This window comes from Escherichia sp. E1130 (assembly GCF_005781065.1).
In the GTDB taxonomy this organism is placed as follows: Bacteria; Pseudomonadota; Gammaproteobacteria; order Enterobacterales; family Enterobacteriaceae; genus Escherichia.
The window spans coordinates 269,291-289,827 of sequence record NZ_VATL01000016.1; the positions used below are offsets into that span (position 1 = coordinate 269,291).

Here is a 20,537-nt window from a genome sequence, read left to right on the forward strand (position 1 = left end):
CGCTTGCTGAATTAACGTCCTGCTTTCAGCTTCTGATAATACTCTTCATAAATGCTGCTGGCTGGGCCAACGTCACTCTGCCATTCGCCATTTTTAATGGTTTCAGCATCCGGGTAGAGCGTCTTGTCGTTCGCTATTTCCGGACTTAACAGTTTGCGCGCGGCGAGGTTTGGCGTTGGATAACCGATAGTTTCGGCAACCTGTTTTGCCACATCCGGGCGCAGCAGGAAGTTGATCAGTTTCAGCGCGCCTTCTTTGTTTTTGGCATTTGCCGGAATCGCCAGGCTGTCCATCCAGAAAATGCCGCCTTCTTTCGGCCACACCACGTCAATTGGCGTACCCGCCTGGCGAGCAACGAAAGCAGAGCCGTTCCAGATCATGCCGAGGTTAACTTCGCCTTCCATGTACGGGTTTGCCGGGTTATCGGAGTTAAACGCCGCGACGTTTGGCATCAGTTTTTTCAGCTCGTTATACGCAGCTTCAATCTCTTTCGGATCGGTGGTGTTACCGGAGTAGCCCAGCTTACGCAGCGCCATCTGGAACACTTCACGGGCATCGTCGGTCAGCAGCAGGCTGCCTTTGTACTCAGGCTTCCACAGATCGGCCCAGCTGGTGACAGATTTCGGATCCACCGCATCACCGTTAACGCCAATCGCCGTCGCACCCCAGATATACGGAATGGAGTAGTCGTTATTCGGATCAAACGGCTTGTTGAGCATCTCTGGATCGAGGTTGCCAAAGTTTGTTAACTTCGACTTGTCGATCTTCTGGATCATCCCTTCTTTACGCATTTTATCAACGTAATAGGTTGAAGGAACCACCAGGTCATAGGCACCGTCTTTGTACGTTTTCAGCTTGGCGTACATGGTTTCGTTCGACTCGTAAGTCGAATAGATAACCTTAATACCGGTTTCTTTGGTGAACTGTTCAAGCAGTCCAGGCGGCACGTACTCGGTCCAGTTGTAGAAATACAGTGTGTTGTTGTCATCAGCGTGAGCGGCGCTCATGCCCAGTGCCAGAGCACCCGCCGCGAGCAGGTGGCGTGACCATTTTTTCATTTAACGTCCCCTGTGTTACCTTTCGTTTTATCACGAGCAATAAGCTGGCTGGCAATAACCATCACCAGCGACAGCACCAGTAATATGGTTGCCAGCGCGTTAACTTCCGGCGATACGCCGACTTTGACCATCGAATAAATTTTTAACGGCAGAATTTCATAGCTTGGGCCGGTGACGAACGAAGAAACTACCACATCGTCCATCGACAGGGTAAAGCTTAACACCCAGCCCGCCGCCACCGCTGGCATTGCCAGTGGCAGGATGATTTTCCGCAGAATGGTAAATTCACTGGCACCGAGATCTTTCGCCGCTTCCAGCATTCGCACGTCAAAACCTTTCAGGCGCGAATACACCGTCACCACCACAAACGGTAGGCAGAAGGTGATATGCGAGAACAGCAGCGACCAGAAGCCAAGCTGAATACCCAGCAGCATAAACAGCACCAGCAGAGAAATTGCCATCACGATATCTGGCGACATCATCACCACAAACAGCATTCCGCTAACGAACGGCTTACCGCGAAAGCGATAGCGGTACAGCGCAACGGCCGTCAGTGAACCGATAAGCGTGGCAAACGTCGCCGAAAACACCGCCATCGTCAGTGAATGCTGCGCTGCCTGTAACAGACTGTCGTTGTTCATCAGCAGGCTATACCATTTGGTGGTAAAACCCTGCCAGTTGATGCCAAAGCGCGAGCTGTTGAAGGAGTTCACAATCAAAATAATGATTGGGATATACAGGTACGCGTAGATAGCGGTCATAAAACCGCCGCGAAGCAGTCGACCGATCATTCGAGTTCCACCTTCTTATTCAGCAAACGAGAAGCGCGCCAGTAAACCAGCAACATCAGGCCCATTACGATAGTCAGCGTAATGCTGGTAGCTGCACCAAACGGCCAGTCACGAATATTAAGGAACTGGACCTTGATGACGTTACCGATCAGCAGGTTTTTCGCACCGCCCATCAGGTCGGACACATAGAACAGGCCCATCGCTGGCAGCATCACCAGCAGACATCCGGCAATAATCCCCGGCATCGTCAGTGGAATAATGATGCGGATAAAAGTCTGCAACTTGCTGGCACCGAGATCGCGCGCCGCCTCCAGCAACGGCTTATCCAGTTTTTCGATACTGGAGTACAGCGGCATCACCATAAACGGCAGCAGAATGTAAACCAGACCGATAATCACCGCACTGGGCGTGAACATGATACGAATTGGTGTGTCGATAACGCCCAGCCAGAGCAAAAACTCGTTGAGATAGCCTTTGGTGCTGAGGAAAATTTTCAGCCCGTAGATGCGAATCAATGAGTTGGTCCAGAAGGGAACAATCAGCAGAAAAAGTAGCAGCGGACGCACCTTGTGCGGCAGCTTCGCCAGAAACCAGGCAAACGGATAGCCCAGAACCAGGCAGGCGAGGGTGGCGATCAGCGCCATATTCAGCGAGTGCAATAGCACTTCAAAATAGAGCGGATCGAGCAGACGTGCGTAGTTTTCCAGCGTAAAGACCATTTTGACGAAACTGGCGTCGTCGCGGGTCAAAAAGCTGGTGCCAATGATCATCAGGTTGGGCAGAAAGACAAACAACACAAGCCAACCGACAATAGTGACAATCACTACATTCTGGAACTTACTTGTGTTCTTCATCAGCCAGTACGACCTCCCAGCTTTCTACCCAATTAATGGCCATTTTTTGGTCGAGAGAGTGGTCAAAGTCAGGATCGTCTTCATTGAAGAATTCGCTGACCATCACCATCTTGCCATTTTCCAGTTCAACAACCGACTCCAGCGTCATGCCTTTGTAGTTACGCTCGCGAACGTAACCAATCAGCCCTTCAGCATGGTTGTCGTCGTTAATCTCTTCAACACGTAAGTCTTCCGGGCGCAGCAGAACATGCAGTTTTTGCCCCGGTTCAACGGCGAAGTTAACGTAGATATTACACTCGCGACCTTCAACGTTAGCCCGCACGCGCTGCTCGTCGAGACGTTCGATGACAGTGGCGTTGAACATATTGATTTCGCCAATGAATCCGGCAACAAATAAATTCTTCGGCTCTTCGTAAATTTCGCGCGGCGTACCATCTTGCTCAATACGACCCTCGCGCATCACCACAATCCTGTCTGACATGGTGAGTGCTTCTTCCTGATCGTGAGTGACAAAGACGAAGGTAATGCCAAGCTTACGCTGTAACGCTTTCAGCTCGTTCTGCATTTGCTTGCGCAGTTTGTAATCCAGCGCCGAGAGCGACTCATCAAGCAGCAGCAGGCGAGGCTTGTTAACCACCGCGCGGGCAATGGCGACGCGTTGCTGTTGACCGCCTGAGAGTTGATGCGGTTTGCGTTGAGCGAAGCTTTCCAGTTGCACCATCCGCAAAGCTTCCATCACGCGAGGCGTAATTTCAGCAGCAGGGGTTTTTTGCATACGCAAACCAAAGGCCACATTTTCGAATACGGTCATGTGGGGGAATAGCGCGTAGCTTTGGAAAACGGTGTTCACATAGCGGTTTTCCGCCGGAACGTGGGTGATGTCCTCGTTATCCAGCATGATGCGTCCAGAATCAACAGTTTCCAGACCCGCAATCAGGCGAAGAACGGTTGTTTTACCGCAGCCAGAAGGGCCAAGCAGCGTGAGGAACTCGCCATTGTTGATAGTCAGATCCAGCTGGGGAATGACCTCTTTACCATCAAAGCATTTGCGAATTCCCGCCAATTGCACCAGCGGTGAAAGCGAACTCGGTTGTTTATTCAATTTTTTACTCTGTCCCATGTAAACGCAACGGATGGCTTACCGAAGCGGGGTTTGTGGTTAACCACCTTGGTGACTCTTAAAGAGGGCCGTAATTCTACGGCAAACTACTTGGATCGCCAATCCTTGTTGTGAATTACTGGCTTAGCTTTATATTCATTAAGGTAATGTTGATAAATATTCCCGATTGCAGGGGTAAAAGTGACCTGACGCAATATTTGTCTTTTCCTGCTTCTTAATAATGTTGTCACGAAAAGTGAGGGTGACTACATGGATAAACTACTTGAGCGTTTTTTGAACTACGTGTCTCTCGATACCCAATCAAAAGCGGGGGTGAGACAAGTTCCCAGCACGGAAGGCCAGTGGAAATTATTGCATCTGCTGAAAGATCAGCTGGAAGAAATGGGTCTTATCAATGTGACCTTAAGTGAGAAAGGAACGTTGATGGCGACGCTACCGGCTAACGTTCCTGGCGATATTCCGGCGATTGGCTTTATTTCTCATGTGGATACCTCACCGGATTGCAGCGGTAAAAATGTGAATCCGCAGATTGTTGAAAACTATCGTGGCGGCGACATTGCGTTGGGCGTCGGCGACGAAGTCCTGTCACCGGTCATGTTCCCGGTACTGCATCAACTGCTGGGACAGACGCTGATCACCACTGACGGTAAAACATTGTTGGGTGCTGACGACAAAGCAGGTATTGCAGAAATCATGACCGCGCTGGCGGTATTGCAGCAGAAAAATATTCCGCATGGCGATATTCGTGTTGCCTTTACGCCAGATGAAGAAGTGGGCAAAGGGGCGAAACATTTTGATGTTGAAGCCTTTGATGCCCGCTGGGCTTACACCGTAGATGGTGGTGGCGTAGGTGAACTGGAGTTTGAAAACTTCAACGCTGCTTCGGTGAATATCAAAATCGTCGGCAACAATGTTCACCCAGGTACGGCAAAAGGTGTGATGGTGAATGCGCTGTCGCTGGCGGCACGCATTCATGCGGAAGTACCGGCAGATGAAAGCCCGGAAGCCACGGAAGGTTATGAAGGCTTCTATCACCTGACAAGCATGAAAGGCACTGTTGAGCGCGCCGATATGCACTACATCATCCGTGATTTCGACCGTAAACAGTTTGAAGCGCGTAAACGTAAAATGATGGAAATTGCCAAGAAAGTGGGCAAAGGGTTACACCCGGATTGCTACATTGAACTGGTGATTGAAGACAGTTACTACAACATGCGCGAGAAAGTCGTTGAGCATCCGCATATTCTTGATATTGCCCAGCAGGCGATGCGCGATTGCGATATTGAACCAGACCTGAAACCGATCCGTGGTGGTACTGACGGTGCGCAGTTGTCGTTTATGGGATTACCGTGTCCAAATCTGTTTACCGGCGGTTATAACTATCATGGTAAACATGAGTTTGTCACTCTGGAAGGAATGGAAAAAGCGGTGCAAGTGATTGTGCGTATTGCCGAGTTAACGGCGAAACGGAAGTAAGCGAAATTGGATGCGGCATATGATGCCGCATCCGGCTTCAATTCAAATTTACCCTTCGAAGAACCAATACCCGCTATTGACCAGCGCCGCGAGCATCGCGAGGAATGAGGGATCTTCCAGTGCGTCGCCAAAATTCTCGGCGGTCAGTGCAATGTTGCTGGCGAGTGCCTCCAGCGCCGGACGGTGCGGGGAATCAATTTTCTCACCATTAGCATAAACATCGTCGCCAATGCGCAAGACGCGCAGACCACCCAGACGCACCAGTACATCACCTTGTTTCAGCGCGTCGTAGATTTCATCCGGTTGATACGGTGGCTCTGGCGGAGCGATATCCAGTTCATGACGTGACTGCGAAATAAACTCGCCAAACCACTGCTTAAAGTGTTCTGGCTGGTTGATCAACTCAAGCATCATCTCACGCAGTTTATCCATCTCCTGCGGCAGAACGTCTGCCGGATGATCGCGAGGAGGGACATCCGGATCGCTGTAGTAATTACCGCCCAGCTCACGTTGCAGCACGTAATCGGCAAATCCGCTGATCAGTTCCCGCGTATTCGGCGCACGAAAACCAACGGAATAGTTCATCGCATTTTCCAGCGCGTAGCCTTCGTGCGGGAACCCTGGCGGAATATAAAGAATATCGCCTGGCTCCAGCTCTTCATCAATAATCGCTTCAAACGGATCAACCTGTAACAGATCCGGGTGAGGGCAGTGCTGCCTCATGTGCAGTTTTTCACCTACCCGCCAGCGACGGCGACCTGTACCCTGAATAATAAATACATCGTACTGATCGAGATGCGGACCGACGCCGCCGCCAGGCACGGAAAACGAGATCATCAGATCGTCAATGCGCCAGTCCGGTAATTCACGGAACGGACGCATCAGCGCGGCGGCCGGTTCATGCCAGTGATCAACCGCCTGGACCAGCAATGACCAGTTGGTTTCACCCAGATGGTCGTAGCTTTCGAATGGCCCGTGACTGACCTGCCATTTGCCATCCTGATGACTGACCAGCCGACTGTCGACTTCACTTTCCATCGCCAGGCCCGCCAGCTCGTCGGGAGAAATAGGGTCAATAAAATTATTAAAGCCGCGTTTTAACACCACGGGACGTTTCTGCCAGTGGCGTTCAAGAAAATCGGGCCAATTAAGGGTGAGTTGGTATTCCATGTTAAGCGTCCATAGGCGGGTATCTGCAACCGATTATAACGGATGCATACTGTAATGCGCGAACAAAGGACATATTTATTCATCTTTCGACAAGGAATGCTGGCGACCAAAAATCACCTCCATTCGCGCACCGCCGAGCATGCTCTCTCCGGCGATGATTCTTCCGTCGTACTGTTCAGTAATTTCACGAGCGACCGCCAGCCCCACGCCTTGCCCGGGGCGTAAGGTATCAACACGCTGACCACGGTCGAAAATCACCTCACGCTTGCTTTGCGGGATCCCCGGTCCATCATCTTCGACCACGATGTAGAGATGTTTGTCAGTTTGCCTTGCGGAGATTTCGACAAATTCGAGACAATACTTACAGGCGTTATCCAGTACATTGCCCATTACCTCAACAAAATCGTTCTGCTCACCGACAAAGCTAATTTCTGGCGAGATATCGAGGGAAATATTGACGCCTTTACGCTGATAAACTTTATTCAGTGCCGATGTGAGATTGTCCAACAACGGGGCCACTGGATGTAGTTCGCGGCTAAGTAATGTCCCTCCACGCATACTGGCTCGGTGTAGGTAGTAACCAATTTGTTGCGAGATACGGCTAATTTGTTCCAGCATCACCGGTTCCGCCTCACTGACGTTCATCTTTTCACTTCGCAAAGAACGTAGCGTACTTTGTAGCACCGCCAGAGGCGTTTTCAGGCTGTGAGTCAGGTCAGTGAGCGTTGTGCGGTATTTGTCGTAACGCTCACGCTCGCTTTTTAAAAGTCGGTTCAGGTTACCCACCAGGCTGGTCAGTTCTCTCGTTGTTGTAGGGTTGAGCAGTTCACGGTGGTGTTCTTCCAGTTCGCGGACTTCTCGCGCCAGGGCTTCAATAGGGCGTAAGCTCCACCAGGCGGCGATCCACAGTAACGGGATCACTAACAACAGGTTGGCCAGGAGTACATAGAGAAACCAGCTCCATACCGTATAGGAACTTTTAAGCTCTACGGGAATGGTATCGACCACCACAATGGTGAGTTTTGGCATTCGCGCCGTTGCCGGATAGACATTAACGGCTACCGAGTGGGTCATTTCTGCATCGTCGTCGTCTTCCCGAACTTCCTGCAACTGCTGCTGAATAGAGAGATCGTTACTCAGTAGCAGGCTGGTATCGTTCACGTCAGCCTCTATTTCGTGAAAACCATTGGATTTCAGCCAGTCAGGCTGGATCATTTTCATCAGCCAGGGAACGTCACGCTGCGCCCACAATAGTTTGCCGTTCTCGTCATAAATCAGAGACATCGTGGGACTTTGCTTGTCGATATTTTCCGGCAGTTCAACGTGTAGCTTATTGTTTTCCCATTTCGCCAGTGTATAGAATAAATTGCTCTCGCCGCGTAACAGACGAAACGTCGTTTTATCGAAACTAACGCTATAACCGATCAGGGCAACCATACCGTAGGAAAGTGAAAGCACTAGTACTACCGCGGCCGTCGCCAACAGAAAACGTACCCGCAGCGAGAGCGGGAAAAAAACACGCAGTAATTTTTTCATCAGCGCAATTCGAAAAGATAACCCTGGCCGCGAACGGTGGTAATCACCTCGTGCGGGTATTGCGCCTGAATTTTTTTGCGCAGTCTGCCCATCAGAACATCAATGGTATGACTTTCCCGCAGTTCGGCATCCGGGTAGAGCTGTAGCATCAATGAATCTTTACTGACCACTTTGCCGTTGTTACGGATCAAGGTTTCCATAATGGTGTATTCAAATGCGGTCAGTTTGATGACTTCGTCACTAATGGATAATTCGCGACGGGAGAGATCAACCTGAAACGGCGGCAGCGAAATAACCTGTGAAGCCAGGCCGCTATTACGCCGCATTAATGCCTGCATTCGTGCCATCACCTCTTCAATATGAAAGGGTTTAGTCACGTAATCATCAGCACCGGCGCTTAATACTTCAACTTTGTCCTGCCAGCTTTCACGGGCGGTTAAAACCAGAATTGGCAGTGAAACATCATTACTACGCCAGCGACGGATCAGCGACAAACCATCTTCGTCAGGCAAACCGAGATCGACAATCGCAATATCCGGTAAATGTTCGTTGAGATAATAATCGGCTTCTTTGGCATCTTCTGCGTCATCGACCTGATGACCCGCGTCCTGAATCTGAACTTTAAGATGGTGACGTAACAACGCATTGTCTTCGACAACCAGTACGCGCATTTTTATTTCTCCCTGTCTTAATTATAAAAATAGTGTAACGCGATTATGTGGTTGTGGGGGTAAACATTAAATAAACCAGTGGGGAAGGGAGGTGTAAATAGAAAAGCGGATTATCTTAATAAACAGGCCGGACGGCATCACCATCCGGCACTGATACGAGGCTTATTTCAGCTCATCAACCATAGTGATGGCACGGCCAATATAGTTAGCCGGCGTCATCGCTTTCAGGCGTGCTTTTTCTTCTTCCGGCAACGCCAGACCATCGATAAATTGCTTCATGCCTTCGGCGTCAACGCGTTTACCGCGAGTCAGCTCTTTCAGCTTCTCGTATGGCTTCTCAATCCCGTAACGGCGCATTACCGTCTGGATCGGTTCTGCCAACACTTCCCAGTTGTGATCCAGTTCATCCAGTAGATGATCACGGTTCACTTCCAGTTTGCTCACACCTTTCAGGGTGGACTGGTAAGCAATCAGCGCATAACCGATACCCACGCCGAGGTTACGCAGCACGGTGGAGTCGGTCAGGTCACGCTGCCAGCGGGAAACCGGCAGTTTGCTTGCCAGGTGCTGCAATACCGCGTTGGAAAGCCCCAGATTGCCTTCGGAGTTTTCGAAGTCGATCGGGTTAACTTTATGCGGCATGGTGGAAGAACCAATCTCACCAGCAATGGTTTTTTGTTTGAAGTGGTTAAGGGCGATATAACCCCAGACGTCACGGTCGAAGTCGATCAGAATGGTGTTAAAGCGCGCAACGCAATCAAACAGCTCGGCGATGTAGTCGTGCGGTTCGATTTGGGTAGTGTACGGGTTCCACTGAATACCCAGCGAGGTGACGAACTCTTCGCTGAACTGATGCCAGTCAACTTCCGGGTAAGCGGCGATGTGGGCGTTATAGTTACCGACCGCGCCGTTGATTTTGCCGAGGATCTCCACCTGGTTAAGCTGGCGGTACTGGCGCTCCATGCGGTAGGCAACGTTTGCCATCTCTTTACCGATGGTTGACGGCGTGGCTGGCTGACCGTGGGTACGGGACAGCAGCGGGATATCGCGATACTGAACGGCGAGATCTTTAATGCCGTCAATCAGTTGACGCCAGTACGGCAGGATCACTTCATCACGCGCGGTTTTCAGCATTAATGCGTGGGAGAGGTTATTGATATCTTCCGAAGTACAGGCAAAGTGGATGAATTCAGAAACCGCGTGCAGTTCCGGGATCTCCGCCACTTTTTCTTTCAGGAAATACTCAACCGCTTTAACGTCGTGGTTAGTGGTACGCTCGATGGTTTTGATTCGCGACGCATCTTCTTCACTGAAATTAGCGACGATTGCATCAAGGTAACCGATTGCGTCGGCAGCAAAAGCAGGAACTTCCTTGATCGCTGTGTGCGCGGCCAGTTTTTGCAGCCAACGTACTTCGACTTGTACACGGAATTTCAGCAAACCGTATTCGCTGAAAATCCCGCGCAGCGCGCTGACTTTATCGCCGTAGCGTCCATCGACAGGGGAAACGGCGGTCAGTGAGGATAATTCCATAGATCACAACTCCGGGGTTAAATGAGCAAGAATTTGTTTTGCCTGAGTGGTCAGGCGATTACGAGAAAACATCAGTTGCAGACGTCCGCCGCCAACCTGGTGCCAGAGCACGGCGGCGCGAATGCCTGCCAGCAGGGTTGCGCGAACTTTCGCCTGCACCTGTGGGCTTTGCAGTACGGCAGGGGAGCCGGTGACCTGAATGCGCGGGCCAAGCGGGCTTATCACATCAACATAGATGGCGGCCATCGCGCTCATCAGCGTTTCGGACTGTAAATCGAAGTGTTCGAGTTGGCGTTGCAGGCCGTTGATCCGGTTGCCCAGAGTGTCGAGCGCACCTTTCGCTGAGGAGAGTTTGCGCTCAAGCACCATCAGGCTGAGTGTGTAGCGGGTTAACTCAGCGTTTAAGCCCTGGCGACTGCTGGCATTGAGCACGCCGAGCAGGGTTTCCAGCCCGACGCGCAGGTTGGCTTCGCTACCGCCAAAAACCGCCAGCGTCGAGCTGGGGTTCATATCAATAATACTGTTGAGTGAGACGTGTAGCGCATCGGCATCACAATGCCCCTGGTGAGCGAGTTGTTGCACCAGGCGTGCCGACTGACAAATACCGGCCAGGGCGAGGGTGATGTCATAGTAATTCTTTGCCACGTTCACTGCTTCCTTGTTGTAATTAAAGACAATAATCAGACCGGCAGCGGCAGACGCTGCTCAATGATACCGCCACCGAGGCACACTTCACCGTTATAGAAGACGGCAGACTGGCCCGGCGTCACGGCGGCAACTGGCTCATCGAAAATCACTTCAATGCGATCGTCGTCCAGCGCCTTGACGGTGCACGGAATGTCGGTCTGGCGATAGCGGGTTTTTACCGTGCAACGCATAGTGCCGGTGAACGGTTCGCGATCGACCCAGTGTAGCTGCTGGGCAATCAGACCGACAGACATCAGACGCGGGTGTTCATGGCCCTGCGCAACAATCAGAATGTTGTTTTCGACGTCTTTATCGACCACATACCACGGTTCTTCGGTGCCTTCTTTAGTGCCACCGATACCCAGACCTTTACGCTGACCGAGGGTGTGATACATCAGCCCCTGGTGCTCACCAATTTCATCGCCATCGACGGTAATGATTTTGCCCGGTTGCGCCGGGAGATAACGGCCCAGGAACTCGCGGAATTTACGTTCGCCAATGAAGCAAATGCCGGTAGAGTCTTTTTTCTTCGCAGTGACCAAACCGAGATCTTCAGCAATCTTACGCACCTGCGGTTTTTCCAGTTCGCCGACCGGGAACAGGCTTTGCGCAATCTGCTCATGGCCGAGCGTATAAAGGAAGTAGCTCTGGTCTTTATTGCTGTCCAGACCACGCAGCAGGCGGCTCTTGCCATCGACATCAGCCCGACGCACGTAATGACCGGTAGCGATATAATCGGCACCTAAATCTTCGGCGGCAAATTCGAGGAAGGCTTTAAATTTGATCTCTTTGTTGCACAGAATATCCGGATTCGGCGTGCGACCGGCTTTATATTCAGCAAGGAACAGTTCGAAGACGTTGTCCCAGTACTCGGCAGCAAAGTTAACGGTGTGCAGTTCAATGCCGAGCTTATCGCAGACCGCCTGGGCATCAGCCAGATCCGCTGCCGCTGTGCAATATTCCTCACCGTCGTCTTCTTCCCAGTTCTTCATAAACAGGCCTTCGACCTGATATCCCTGTTGTTGCAACAGCCAGGCAGAAACGGAGGAATCGACACCGCCGGACATGCCGACGATCACTTTTTTTGCGGTTTCAGACATTGGATTACTCACGACATTGAACTTCAAGGCGGCGTATTCTATCACGCAGCCTTTTAGATGACACCCTTTGTAAAAGGCCAGTTAAAATCGCCAATCATCTCCAGCGGATAGCGTTGCCCGCTTTGATAACAACGAATACTTTCTGCCACCAGCGGCGAACGAAGATTTGACGCCTGTAAAATTTCTTCGGCGCTGACCCAACGGCAGCAGTCGATATCGCTGTCATGAGGCTGGGTCGGGCATATTTGCTCAAGTTCAATGGCAAACAGGAAACGCAAAAACGGCGTTTTATCTGGCGCAATCCACTGATGCATGCGGATAAAGTGTTGCGGTCGCGCGCTGATGCCGGTTTCTTCCCACAGCTCACGCGCAGCCGCTTCTACTAGCGTCTCATCCGCCTCCAGATGTCCCGCCGGTTGGTTCCATAACGCTTTACCGTTAATCGTCTCTTCAACAACTAAAAATTTGCCCTCTGCATGTACCACGCAGGCGACGGTAACGTGCGGTTTAAACATTGTGCATCCTTATTCTGTTGCTTCTCGCCATTCGCCGTTAGCGAGATTATCCAGTGTGTAATTGCCCATGGCATAACGAATCAGTCGCAGCGTAGGGAAACCGACATGGGCGGTCATGCGGCGCACCTGGCGATTACGTCCTTCATATAAAGTAATCTTCAGCCAGCTGGTGGGAATACTTTTACGTTCACGAATTGGCGGATTACGTGGCCATAACCACTCTGGTTCTTCAACCAGCTCCACGCCTGCGGGCAGGGTAGGACCATCATTTAAGGGTACGCCATTGCGTAAGGCTTCAAGAGCGTCTTGTGTGGGAATGCCTTCCACCTGCACATAATAGATTTTCCCGGTGCGTTTGCCCGGCTGAGTTAAACGAGCCTGTAGTGCACCATTATTGGTCAGCACCAATAACCCTTCGCTATCTCTGTCGAGACGACCCGCCGCATAAACACCCTGAACCGGGATGAATTCTTTTAATGTTTTGCGCCCAGCTTCATCGGTGAACTGTGGCAGGACATCGTAAGGTTTATTAAACAGGATCACACGCGTGGGCTGGTTTTCTGGTTTGCGTTTGTTAGTGCGTTGCGAGCTGAATCGCTTAACCTGGTGATTTCTAAAAGAAGTTTTTTGCATGGTATTTTCAGAGATTATGAATTGCCGCATTATAGCCTAATAACGCGCATCTTTCATGACGGCAAACAATAGGGTAGTATTGACAAGCCAATTACAAATCATTAACAAAAAATTGCTCTAAAGCATCCGTATCGCAGGACGCAAACGCATATGCAACGTGGTGGCAGACGAGCAAACCAGTAGCGCTCGAAGGAGAGGTGAATGGAAAGTAAAGTAGTTGTTCCGGCACAAGGCAAGAAGATCACCCTGCAAAACGGCAAACTCAACGTTCCTGAAAATCCGATTATCCCTTACATTGAAGGTGATGGAATCGGTGTAGATGTAACCCCAGCCATGCTGAAAGTGGTCGACGCTGCAGTCGAGAAAGCCTATAAAGGCGAGCGTAAAATCTCCTGGATGGAAATTTACACCGGTGAAAAATCCACACAGGTTTATGGTCAGGATGTGTGGCTGCCTGCTGAAACCCTTGATCTGATTCGTGAATATCGCGTTGCTATTAAAGGCCCGCTGACCACTCCGGTTGGGGGCGGTATTCGCTCTCTGAACGTTGCCCTGCGCCAGGAACTGGATCTCTACATCTGCCTGCGTCCGGTACGTTACTATCAGGGCACCCCAAGCCCGGTTAAACACCCTGAACTGACCGATATGGTTATCTTCCGTGAAAACTCGGAAGACATTTATGCAGGTATCGAATGGAAAGCAGACTCTGCCGACGCTGAGAAAGTAATTAAATTCCTGCGTGAAGAGATGGGCGTGAAGAAAATTCGCTTCCCGGAACACTGCGGTATCGGTATTAAGCCATGTTCTGAAGAAGGAACCAAACGTCTGGTTCGTGCCGCGATCGAATACGCAATTGCTAACGATCGTGACTCTGTGACCCTGGTGCACAAAGGCAACATCATGAAGTTCACCGAAGGCGCGTTTAAAGACTGGGGCTACCAGTTGGCGCGTGAAGAGTTTGGCGGTGAACTGATTGACGGCGGCCCGTGGCTGAAAGTTAAAAACCCGAATACCGGCAAAGAGATCGTCATTAAAGACGTGATTGCTGATGCATTCCTGCAACAGATCCTGCTGCGTCCGGCTGAATATGATGTTATCGCCTGTATGAACCTGAACGGTGACTACATTTCTGACGCCCTGGCAGCGCAGGTTGGCGGTATCGGTATTGCCCCTGGCGCAAACATCGGTGACGAATGCGCCCTGTTTGAAGCCACCCACGGTACTGCGCCGAAATATGCCGGTCAGGACAAAGTAAACCCAGGCTCTATTATTCTCTCCGCGGAGATGATGCTGCGCCATATGGGCTGGACTGAAGCGGCTGACCTGATTGTTAAAGGTATGGAAGGCGCAATCAACGCGAAGACCGTAACCTATGACTTCGAACGTCTGATGGAAGGCGCTAAACTGTTGAAATGTTCAGAGTTTGGTGACGCGATCATCAAGAACATGTAATCTCTACATGTGTTAAATATTGAAACGGGCGTGTTATACGCCCGTTGTTTTATGATGATGTAAAATCTTCCCCAAAACTTTCCCCAAAACCCTTCCCCAAAACTGGCTATTTTCTATGCTGTTTTGATATCTACGATAACCCAGTCTTTACCACGATCATCATTGTATCGGTCGGTCATTTTTCTGGATTTATGGCCTAACAACTTTTGCGTATCCAGACCCTGTTCCCGATATAACCGTTCTGACAGAGATCGCTGCTCATGAAATGTGGGCGCAGTTCCTTGCTCCCATTTTATGCCACATTTTTCCCTGGCCTTTTTAAAAGCCGTTGTCAGAGTATTTGCAGAAACCTGGTCTCCTCTGTTTGCTTGAGAGGTAGTGTGACGGTAATGGACCAGATATTTACTAACAACAGCATCCCTGCACTGAGATATAACTTCACGAAGGGTAATATTCAGAGCATCGCATTTCAGGTTAAGCGGAATAGCAAGTTTTGAACCGGTTTTTTCCTGAGTAATGTGCAACATGTCGTCCCAGATATCAGAGAATTTCAAATTGCAGATATCACCTAAACGTTGTCCAGTAACAAGAGCAAGTAGCATGCCGCATTTTAAATAGGGCTGCCGTCTGCTTACGCTTTCAAATATTGCCTGCCATTCGGGCAGTGACAATCTTTGGCGGTTTACTCGATTTCGCGGTTGTTTTGTTGCCTGTGCTGGGTTAAATCCTGGCGGAACATGTCCTGCGTGTTGTGCTTCTTTGAAGACGTCGATCAACACCATTCTCACGACTTGCGCCATCCTGTTATGACCTTCAGCCTTTACAGCATCAATTATTTCGGCAATATCAAGTGCGGTAATATCCTTGAGGTGTTGCATTCCACAATGCTCACGGAAAAGACGAATGGGTTTGCCTTTTTGCCGATAGGAGTTGGGTCTTAGTTCATTATGTTGCAGCCTGTCCTCCTGGATAGAAATATATTTATCAAGCCATTCTGTCACCGTAATGTCTGAGCGCCTGCCTTTCATTCTTTCCAGACGCTCATTGACGCTTAATATTTGTCGGGTACGTTGTTCAGCAATAATGGTATTTGCTTCAGTAGCAACTTGTTTTGCTTCATTCTCATCAGTTCCTAAGCTATGAAAACGACCGGATAGTGGATGTTTGTATTGCCAATATACCTTTCCGGTTCGCTTATCTAATTTGCAATATAAATTGGGTATAGAGATTTTGTGAGATCGGGGTCTAGCAGCCATCAGCGATTATCCGTTGGAGTTTTGGGTTTGCGTTTATTGGGAGTTGCGGTTCTGCAAGCGTTCCTACAAAACGGGAATTTCGGTCAATCATCCAGTAGCGACCAACTTTTATAGCGGGTGGGGCCATCATTTTCCCTTGCGCGTATTTTTTCAGAACTCGCTCACTTGGTGCTAAGTCCCCAAATTCTTCTTTAGCCCAGTCCTGTAAAGTGATTAGTCGAGACATTTGTCCTCCTCTTAGCTGCTGAGGGAGTTTGTGACCGATATATCTGACATGATATTAAGCTCATGGCAGGTACATCTCTTGACTGGTCATAGAGATAAATTTAATGCTGAGAAATGCAGTATTGAATTTATCAATTTTTCTATTTCCTGCGTATGGCACGTAACTTCTTAATGTGTTCTGCTGTATCGATCTCTTCGGCTATCCGCTCTGATTCCACTTTACTCACAGGTTCAAAGTCATGATTAAAGCGGAACATGCTGGCGATACATGTTCTGCCTTTTCGGATGTAGTGAACTTTGTTGTGGGTAGAACGCAGGATTTTGCAGGGAGTGCCGTGGTGGTCGACGTACCAGGTGTTAGGAAAAATGATTCTGAACATTTTTACACCCCAGTTGGACGATGTTGAAATTTGCTGCTTTGAGGCCATCACAGTCCCCATTGTTTGTTCTTAAGTTCGATCTCCTCCTGGCAACTTGCACAAGTCCGACAACCCTGAACAGCCAGGCGTCTTCGCTCATCTATCGGATCGCCACACTCACAACAATGAGTTGCGGATACAGTCTGGTAGTTCAGACGACGCATTTTTATTGCTGTATTGCGCTGTAATTCTTCGATTTCTGATGCTGAATCAATGATGTCTGCCATCTTTCATTAATCCCTGAATTGTTGGTTAATACGCTTGAGGGTAAATGCGAATAATAAAAAAGGAGCCTGTAGCTCCCTGATGATTTTGCTTTTCATGTTCACCGTTCCTTAAAGACGCCGTTCAACATGCCGATCGCCAGGCTTAAATGAGTCGGTGTGAATCCCATCAGCGTTACCGTTTCGCGGTGCTTCTTTAGTACGCTACGGCAAATGTCATCGACGTTTTTATCCGGAAACTGCTGTCTGGCTTTTTTGATTTCAGAATTAGCCTGACGGGCAATGCTGCGAAGGGCGTTTTCTTGCTGAGGTGTCATTGAACAAGCCCCATGTCGGCAAGCATAAGCACACAGAATATGAAGCCCGCTGCCAGAAAAATGCATTCAGTGGTTGTCATACCTGGTCTCTCTCATCTGCTTCTGCTTTCGCCACCATCATTTCCAGCTTTTGTGAAAGGGATGTGGCTAACGTATGAAATTCTTCTCTGTTTCTACTGGTATTGGCACAAACCTGACTCCAATTTGAGCAAGGCTATGTGCCATCTCAATACTCGTTCTTAACTCAACAGGAGATGCTTTGTGCATACCGCCTCCCGTTTATTATTTATCTTCTCAGCCAGCCGCTGTGCTTTCAGTGGATTTCTGATAACAGAAAGGCCGGGAAATACCCAGCCTCGCTTTGTAACGGAGTAGACGAAAGTGATCGCGCCTACCCGGATATTATCGTGAGGATGCGTCATCGCCATTGCTCCCCAAATACAAAACCAATTTCAGCCAGTGCCTCGTCCATTTTTTCGATGAACTCCGGCACCATCTCGTCAAAACTCGCCATGTACTTTTCATTCCGCTCAATCACGACATAATGCAGGCCTTCACGCTTCATGCGCGGGTCATAGTTGGCAAAGTACCAGGCATCTTTTCGCGTCACCCACATGCTGTACTGCACCTGGGCCATGTAAGCCGATTTTATTGCCTCGAAACCACCGAGCCGGAATTTCATGAAATCCCGGGAGGTAAACGGGCATTTCAGTTCAAGGCCGTTGCCGTCACTGCATAAACCATCGGGAGAGCAGGCGGTGCGCATACTTTCGTCGCGATAGATGATCGGGGATTCAGTAACATTCACGCCGGAAGTGAATTCAAACAGGGTTCTGGCGTCGTTCTCGTACTGTTTTCCCCAGGCCAGCGCCTTAGCATTAACTTCCGGAGCCACACCGGTGCAAACCTCAGCCAGCAGGGTGTGGAAGTAGGACATTTTCATGTCAGGCCACTTCTTTCCTGAGCGGGGCTTTGCTATCACGTTGTGAACTTCTGAAGCGGTGATGACGCCGAGCCGTAATTTGTGCCATGCATCATCCCCCTGTTCGACAGCTCTCACGTCGATCCCGGTACGCTGCAGGATAATGTCCGGTATCATGCTGCCACCTTCTGCTCAGTGGCTTTCTGTTTCAGGAATCCAAGAGCTTTCACTGCTTCGGCCTGTGTCAGTTCTGACGATGCGCGAATGTCGCGGCGAAATATCTGGGAACAGAGCGGCAATAAGTCGTCATCCCATGTTTTATCCAGGGCGATCAGCAGAGTGTTAATCTCCTGCATGGTTTCATCGTTAACCGGAGTGATGTCGCGTTCCGGCTGACGTTCTGCAGTGTATGCGGTATTTTCGACAATGCGCTCGGCTTCATCCTTGTCATAGATACCAGCAAATCCGAAGGCGAGACGGGCACACTGAATCATGGCTTTATGCCGTAACATCCGTTTGGGATGCGACTGCCACGGCCCCGTGATTTCTCTGCCTTCGCGGGTTTTGAATGGTTCGCGGCGGCATTCATCCATCCACTCGGTAACGCAGATCGGATGATTGCGGTCCTTGCGGTAAATCCGGCATGTACAGGATTCATTGTCCTGCTCAAAGTCCATGCCATCAAACTGCTGGTTTTCATTGATGATGCGGGACCAGCCATCAACGCCCACCACCGGAACGATGCCGTTCTGCTTATCAGGGAAGGCGTAAATTTCTTTCGTCCACGGATTAAGGCCGTACTGGTTGGCGACGATCAGCAATGCGATGAACTGCGCATCGCTGGCATCGCCTTTAAATGCTGTCTGGCGAAGAGTGGTGATCAGTTCCTGTGGGTCGACAGAATCCATGCCGACACGTTCAGCCAGCTTCCCTGCCAGCGTTGCGAGTGCTGTACTCATCCGTTTTATACCTCTGAATCAATATCAACCTGGTGGTGAGCAATGGTTTCAACCATGTACCGGATGTGTTCTGCCATGCGCTCCTGAAACTCAACATCGTCATCAAACGCACGGGTAATGGCTTTTTTGCTGGCCCCGTGGCGTTGCAAATGATCGATGCATAGCGATTCAAACAGGTGCTGTGGAAGACCTTTTTCCATGTCGTCTGCCAGTTCTGCCTCTTTCTCTTCACGGGCGATCTGCTGGTAGTGACGCGCCCAGCTCTGAGCCTCAAGACGATCCTGAATGTAACAAGCGTTCATGGCTGAACTCCTGAAAATGGCTGTGAAAATATCGCCAGCGAAATGCCAGGCTGATTAGAAAAACAGGAAAGGGGATTAGTGATTCAGGCCGTTGCCGCGTCCGTCAAGAAAAACTTCCACGAGCAAGTCACGGGTATAAGTGCGCTCGATGCCGCGATGCAGATAAAGCCGTCCGCGTAAATTAGCTGATGCTGTCCAGGTACCATCTTTGTGTTTGACCAGCATTCCTGGCATGACCGCACCGCGATTAACGGTCTGCGTTCCGTAATGTTGATGAACCATAAAAACCCCTGCCCGTAAGCTGGGCTGCTGAACATATAGAGACTTCTGCGCGTATTCAGGCGGTGGATGGCCGCCGGTGTCATAACTAAGCCGCCTCGTTGAAGCGACTGAGGTATGAAGTATCGAGTTGATTTCAGCTGGTCACACCGACGTTCACGCGTCCGTTTCACCCCTCGCACTCCCCGTAGCCTGCTGAAATTCAAACTGCGGATCTAAGCGGTCATCGCAACGGTGAAACAGGTGGTTGCCGTATCGTTGTGTTGTTGCGATGAATTTATTTAAAACTATAGTTGTTTTGTCGTCAACAACAAAAGTTGTTTTGTCGGTTATTTTAAATATAACTGGTTGTATTTAGGATGGATTTATTTTGTGACTTGCATCGCATAGCGATAACTGAAGCGAGGTTGTGGTGTTTTTTTGAACGGTGTGTGATGAGGGTAGGGCAAAAGAAAACCCGGGCCCGTGAACTGTCCAACTTTCGGGGGGCAGTTCACGGGGGCAGGGTTTAGATGATTGGTTAAGAAAGGGTAATAGGGAATGAAAAATCGCTTTGCCTAATGCAAGGTGGCGAGCAGTTTCTTAAGCACTAAAGAAAAAAGTACATTGATAGCTTATAAAGTCCTGTTCCTGCAGCGATGATTGCTGGAACACCAAGCAATACCGCAAGCTTTGCGTCTGAAATCTTTCTATCGACAGCATCGATGGATGGTTTTTTGGCTAGTGACTCTTTTATTGAATCGAGTCGCTCCAGAACAGCGATCATGTTTCTGTCGATAGATTTGACATCTGTCTTGAGCTCATCAACGTCACGTCGGATGTAGGACACATCAGACTCAAGCTTTGCAACTTTCGATTCAAGCACATTATTACTCCCAGAGCCACCGCTACCACTTGATTGTAGCATAGGTACATTACCGCCAGACATACCAGCTGATTGAGAAAATGCTGCGGTGTGCAAAGATGATGATCTTGCCGCTTGTTCAAGCTTTTCAGTTAGGTTTGGAGCTTCGTAATAACCGTGTTTCATTGTTAATA

General features: G+C 49.8%; 25 protein-coding genes and 1 pseudogene. 2 read left to right on the plus strand and 24 right to left on the minus strand.

Going from position 1 to position 20,537, the window contains the following annotated elements; genetic code table 11:
- Positions 1 to 11 precede the first annotated feature (11 nt).
- Genes potD through potA form a run of 4 tightly spaced genes read right to left on the minus strand, consistent with a single transcriptional unit; the run spans position 12 to position 3,823 of the window.
- Positions 12 to 1,058 (minus strand): spermidine/putrescine ABC transporter substrate-binding protein PotD, encoded by a 1,047-nt coding sequence (gene potD / locus FEK66_RS16770; protein WP_130205579.1) that lies wholly within the window; start codon positions 1,056 to 1,058, stop codon positions 12 to 14.
- A complete protein-coding gene (gene potC, locus FEK66_RS16775) occupies positions 1,055 to 1,849 on the minus strand; it encodes a spermidine/putrescine ABC transporter permease PotC (protein WP_000580316.1) in 795 nt (264 codons plus the stop codon). Before potC ends, potD begins: the two co-directional genes overlap by 4 nt.
- Entirely contained in the window at positions 1,846 to 2,703 is an 858-nt protein-coding gene (gene potB / locus FEK66_RS16780; RefSeq protein ID WP_060773672.1) for a spermidine/putrescine ABC transporter permease PotB, read from the minus strand. Before potB ends, potC begins: the two co-directional genes overlap by 4 nt.
- Entirely contained in the window at positions 2,687 to 3,823 is a 1,137-nt protein-coding gene (potA, locus tag FEK66_RS16785; RefSeq protein WP_130205581.1) for a spermidine/putrescine ABC transporter ATP-binding protein PotA, read from the minus strand. Before potA ends, potB begins: the two co-directional genes overlap by 17 nt.
- Positions 3,824 to 4,072: 249 nt before the next feature.
- Between potA and pepT the strand changes: the two genes are divergently transcribed.
- Positions 4,073 to 5,299 (plus strand): peptidase T, encoded by a 1,227-nt coding sequence (gene pepT, locus FEK66_RS16790; RefSeq protein ID WP_130205583.1) that lies wholly within the window; start codon positions 4,073 to 4,075, stop codon positions 5,297 to 5,299.
- Between the two features lie 48 nt (positions 5,300 to 5,347).
- Here the strand turns inward: pepT and roxA are convergent, their stop codons facing one another.
- From roxA to rluE, 8 genes are all read right to left on the minus strand, one after another.
- The gene (gene roxA, locus FEK66_RS16795) at positions 5,348 to 6,469 is read right to left on the minus strand and encodes a [50S ribosomal protein L16]-arginine 3-hydroxylase (protein WP_130205585.1); all 1,122 of its coding nucleotides are present in this window, start codon (positions 6,467 to 6,469) and stop codon (positions 5,348 to 5,350) included.
- Positions 6,470 to 6,544: 75 nt separating this feature from the next.
- Positions 6,545 to 8,005, minus strand: coding sequence for a two-component system sensor histidine kinase PhoQ (gene phoQ / locus FEK66_RS16800; RefSeq protein WP_130259682.1), 1,461 nt, complete (start codon positions 8,003 to 8,005; stop codon positions 6,545 to 6,547).
- Positions 8,005 to 8,676, minus strand: a complete 672-nt coding sequence (gene phoP / locus FEK66_RS16805) for a two-component system response regulator PhoP (RefSeq protein ID WP_130205589.1) — start codon at positions 8,674 to 8,676, stop codon at positions 8,005 to 8,007. Before phoP ends, phoQ begins: the two co-directional genes overlap by 1 nt.
- Before the next feature lie 162 nt (positions 8,677 to 8,838).
- Positions 8,839 to 10,209, minus strand: a complete 1,371-nt coding sequence (purB, locus tag FEK66_RS16810) for an adenylosuccinate lyase (protein ID WP_135493750.1) — start codon at positions 10,207 to 10,209, stop codon at positions 8,839 to 8,841.
- A gap of 3 nt (positions 10,210 to 10,212) precedes the next feature.
- Positions 10,213 to 10,854 (minus strand): high frequency lysogenization protein HflD, encoded by a 642-nt coding sequence (hflD, locus tag FEK66_RS16815; RefSeq protein WP_001297479.1) that lies wholly within the window; start codon positions 10,852 to 10,854, stop codon positions 10,213 to 10,215.
- Positions 10,855 to 10,889: 35 nt separating this feature from the next.
- Positions 10,890 to 11,996 carry a tRNA 2-thiouridine(34) synthase MnmA gene (gene mnmA / locus FEK66_RS16820; protein ID WP_130222859.1) on the minus strand — a complete coding sequence of 369 codons (1,107 nt, stop codon included), beginning with the start codon at positions 11,994 to 11,996 and terminating at the stop codon, positions 10,890 to 10,892.
- A 53-nt stretch (positions 11,997 to 12,049) separates the two neighbouring features.
- Positions 12,050 to 12,511: a phosphatase NudJ gene (gene nudJ / locus FEK66_RS16825; RefSeq protein WP_022296361.1), complete on the minus strand. Its 462-nt coding sequence runs from the start codon at positions 12,509 to 12,511 to the stop codon at positions 12,050 to 12,052.
- 9 nt (positions 12,512 to 12,520) lie between these two features.
- Complete coding sequence (rluE, locus tag FEK66_RS16830) at positions 12,521 to 13,174, minus strand: 23S rRNA pseudouridine(2457) synthase RluE (RefSeq protein WP_135493752.1); 654 nt, start codon at positions 13,172 to 13,174, stop codon at positions 12,521 to 12,523.
- 171 nt (positions 13,175 to 13,345) lie between these two features.
- Between rluE and icd the strand changes: the two genes are divergently transcribed.
- Positions 13,346 to 14,596, plus strand: coding sequence for an NADP-dependent isocitrate dehydrogenase (gene icd, locus FEK66_RS16835; RefSeq protein WP_000444487.1), 1,251 nt, complete (start codon positions 13,346 to 13,348; stop codon positions 14,594 to 14,596).
- Positions 14,597 to 14,709: 113 nt separating this feature from the next.
- On the opposite strand, the gene FEK66_RS16840 is transcribed toward icd, so the two are convergent.
- The 12 genes and pseudogenes from FEK66_RS16840 to FEK66_RS16900 form a co-directional block, all read right to left on the minus strand.
- Positions 14,710 to 15,852 (minus strand): site-specific integrase, encoded by a 1,143-nt coding sequence (locus FEK66_RS16840; RefSeq protein ID WP_000741339.1) that lies wholly within the window; start codon positions 15,850 to 15,852, stop codon positions 14,710 to 14,712.
- The gene (locus tag FEK66_RS16845) at positions 15,842 to 16,078 is read right to left on the minus strand and encodes an excisionase (RefSeq protein ID WP_000088653.1); all 237 of its coding nucleotides are present in this window, start codon (positions 16,076 to 16,078) and stop codon (positions 15,842 to 15,844) included. Before FEK66_RS16845 ends, FEK66_RS16840 begins: the two co-directional genes overlap by 11 nt.
- A gap of 139 nt (positions 16,079 to 16,217) precedes the next feature.
- Complete coding sequence (locus tag FEK66_RS16850) at positions 16,218 to 16,457, minus strand: DUF4222 domain-containing protein (protein ID WP_032217941.1); 240 nt, start codon at positions 16,455 to 16,457, stop codon at positions 16,218 to 16,220.
- Positions 16,458 to 16,504: 47 nt separating this feature from the next.
- The gene (locus FEK66_RS16855) at positions 16,505 to 16,723 is read right to left on the minus strand and encodes a TraR/DksA family transcriptional regulator (protein ID WP_000763385.1); all 219 of its coding nucleotides are present in this window, start codon (positions 16,721 to 16,723) and stop codon (positions 16,505 to 16,507) included.
- A 98-nt stretch (positions 16,724 to 16,821) separates the two neighbouring features.
- Positions 16,822 to 17,037: a hypothetical protein gene (locus FEK66_RS16860; RefSeq protein ID WP_000188870.1), complete on the minus strand. Its 216-nt coding sequence runs from the start codon at positions 17,035 to 17,037 to the stop codon at positions 16,822 to 16,824.
- A 76-nt stretch (positions 17,038 to 17,113) separates the two neighbouring features.
- A pseudogene (locus FEK66_RS16865) lies at positions 17,114 to 17,304 on the minus strand (DUF1382 family protein).
- Entirely contained in the window at positions 17,277 to 17,459 is a 183-nt protein-coding gene (locus FEK66_RS16870; RefSeq protein ID WP_000149544.1) for a DUF1317 domain-containing protein, read from the minus strand. Before FEK66_RS16870 ends, FEK66_RS16865 begins: the two are co-directional and overlap by 28 nt.
- A complete protein-coding gene (locus FEK66_RS16875) occupies positions 17,456 to 18,136 on the minus strand; it encodes a lambda exonuclease family protein (protein ID WP_033808535.1) in 681 nt (226 codons plus the stop codon). The genes FEK66_RS16870 and FEK66_RS16875 overlap by 4 nt, the downstream gene beginning before the upstream one ends.
- On the minus strand, positions 18,133 to 18,918 hold the full coding sequence (gene bet / locus FEK66_RS16880) for a phage recombination protein Bet (RefSeq protein WP_000100847.1): 786 nt from the start codon (positions 18,916 to 18,918) through the stop codon (positions 18,133 to 18,135). The genes FEK66_RS16875 and bet overlap by 4 nt, the downstream gene beginning before the upstream one ends.
- Positions 18,919 to 18,923: 5 nt before the next feature.
- The gene (locus tag FEK66_RS16885; RefSeq protein WP_135493754.1) at positions 18,924 to 19,220 is read right to left on the minus strand and encodes a host-nuclease inhibitor Gam family protein; all 297 of its coding nucleotides are present in this window, start codon (positions 19,218 to 19,220) and stop codon (positions 18,924 to 18,926) included.
- Between the two features lie 75 nt (positions 19,221 to 19,295).
- Positions 19,296 to 19,502 (minus strand): phage encoded cell division inhibitor protein, encoded by a 207-nt coding sequence (locus FEK66_RS16895; protein ID WP_000233576.1) that lies wholly within the window; start codon positions 19,500 to 19,502, stop codon positions 19,296 to 19,298.
- A gap of 586 nt (positions 19,503 to 20,088) precedes the next feature.
- The gene (locus FEK66_RS16900; RefSeq protein WP_240782898.1) at positions 20,089 to 20,529 is read right to left on the minus strand and encodes a hypothetical protein; all 441 of its coding nucleotides are present in this window, start codon (positions 20,527 to 20,529) and stop codon (positions 20,089 to 20,091) included.
- Positions 20,530 to 20,537 lie beyond the last annotated feature (8 nt).

What these genes read in the sequence shown, in the direction of transcription:
- potD (WP_130205579.1), bottom strand. Translation starts at nt 1,058, where the DNA reads ATGAAAAAATGGTCACGCCACCTGCTCGCGGCGGGTGCTCTGGCACTG.
- potC (WP_000580316.1), bottom strand. Translation starts at nt 1,849, where the DNA reads ATGATCGGTCGACTGCTTCGCGGCGGTTTTATGACCGCTATCTACGCG.
- potB (WP_060773672.1), bottom strand. Translation starts at nt 2,703, where the DNA reads ATGAAGAACACAAGTAAGTTCCAGAATGTAGTGATTGTCACTATTGTC.
- potA (WP_130205581.1), bottom strand. Translation starts at nt 3,823, where the DNA reads ATGGGACAGAGTAAAAAATTGAATAAACAACCGAGTTCGCTTTCACCG.
- pepT (WP_130205583.1), top strand. Translation starts at nt 4,073, where the DNA reads ATGGATAAACTACTTGAGCGTTTTTTGAACTACGTGTCTCTCGATACC.
- roxA (WP_130205585.1), bottom strand. Translation starts at nt 6,469, where the DNA reads ATGGAATACCAACTCACCCTTAATTGGCCCGATTTTCTTGAACGCCAC.
- phoQ (WP_130259682.1), bottom strand. Translation starts at nt 8,005, where the DNA reads ATGAAAAAATTACTGCGTGTTTTTTTCCCGCTCTCGCTGCGGGTACGT.
- phoP (WP_130205589.1), bottom strand. Translation starts at nt 8,676, where the DNA reads ATGCGCGTACTGGTTGTCGAAGACAATGCGTTGTTACGTCACCATCTT.
- purB (WP_135493750.1), bottom strand. Translation starts at nt 10,209, where the DNA reads ATGGAATTATCCTCACTGACCGCCGTTTCCCCTGTCGATGGACGCTAC.
- mnmA (WP_130222859.1), bottom strand. Translation starts at nt 11,996, where the DNA reads ATGTCTGAAACCGCAAAAAAAGTGATCGTCGGCATGTCCGGCGGTGTC.
- nudJ (WP_022296361.1), bottom strand. Translation starts at nt 12,511, where the DNA reads ATGTTTAAACCGCACGTTACCGTCGCCTGCGTGGTACATGCAGAGGGC.
- rluE (WP_135493752.1), bottom strand. Translation starts at nt 13,174, where the DNA reads ATGCGGCAATTCATAATCTCTGAAAATACCATGCAAAAAACTTCTTTT.
- icd (WP_000444487.1), top strand. Translation starts at nt 13,346, where the DNA reads ATGGAAAGTAAAGTAGTTGTTCCGGCACAAGGCAAGAAGATCACCCTG.
- FEK66_RS16840 (WP_000741339.1), bottom strand. Translation starts at nt 15,852, where the DNA reads ATGGCTGCTAGACCCCGATCTCACAAAATCTCTATACCCAATTTATAT.
- FEK66_RS16845 (WP_000088653.1), bottom strand. Translation starts at nt 16,078, where the DNA reads ATGTCTCGACTAATCACTTTACAGGACTGGGCTAAAGAAGAATTTGGG.
- FEK66_RS16850 (WP_032217941.1), bottom strand. Translation starts at nt 16,457, where the DNA reads ATGTTCAGAATCATTTTTCCTAACACCTGGTACGTCGACCACCACGGC.
- FEK66_RS16855 (WP_000763385.1), bottom strand. Translation starts at nt 16,723, where the DNA reads ATGGCAGACATCATTGATTCAGCATCAGAAATCGAAGAATTACAGCGC.
- FEK66_RS16860 (WP_000188870.1), bottom strand. Translation starts at nt 17,037, where the DNA reads ATGACACCTCAGCAAGAAAACGCCCTTCGCAGCATTGCCCGTCAGGCT.
- FEK66_RS16870 (WP_000149544.1), bottom strand. Translation starts at nt 17,459, where the DNA reads ATGACGCATCCTCACGATAATATCCGGGTAGGCGCGATCACTTTCGTC.
- FEK66_RS16875 (WP_033808535.1), bottom strand. Translation starts at nt 18,136, where the DNA reads ATGATACCGGACATTATCCTGCAGCGTACCGGGATCGACGTGAGAGCT.
- bet (WP_000100847.1), bottom strand. Translation starts at nt 18,918, where the DNA reads ATGAGTACAGCACTCGCAACGCTGGCAGGGAAGCTGGCTGAACGTGTC.
- FEK66_RS16885 (WP_135493754.1), bottom strand. Translation starts at nt 19,220, where the DNA reads ATGAACGCTTGTTACATTCAGGATCGTCTTGAGGCTCAGAGCTGGGCG.
- FEK66_RS16895 (WP_000233576.1), bottom strand. Translation starts at nt 19,502, where the DNA reads ATGGTTCATCAACATTACGGAACGCAGACCGTTAATCGCGGTGCGGTC.
- FEK66_RS16900 (WP_240782898.1), bottom strand. Translation starts at nt 20,529, where the DNA reads ATGAAACACGGTTATTACGAAGCTCCAAACCTAACTGAAAAGCTTGAA.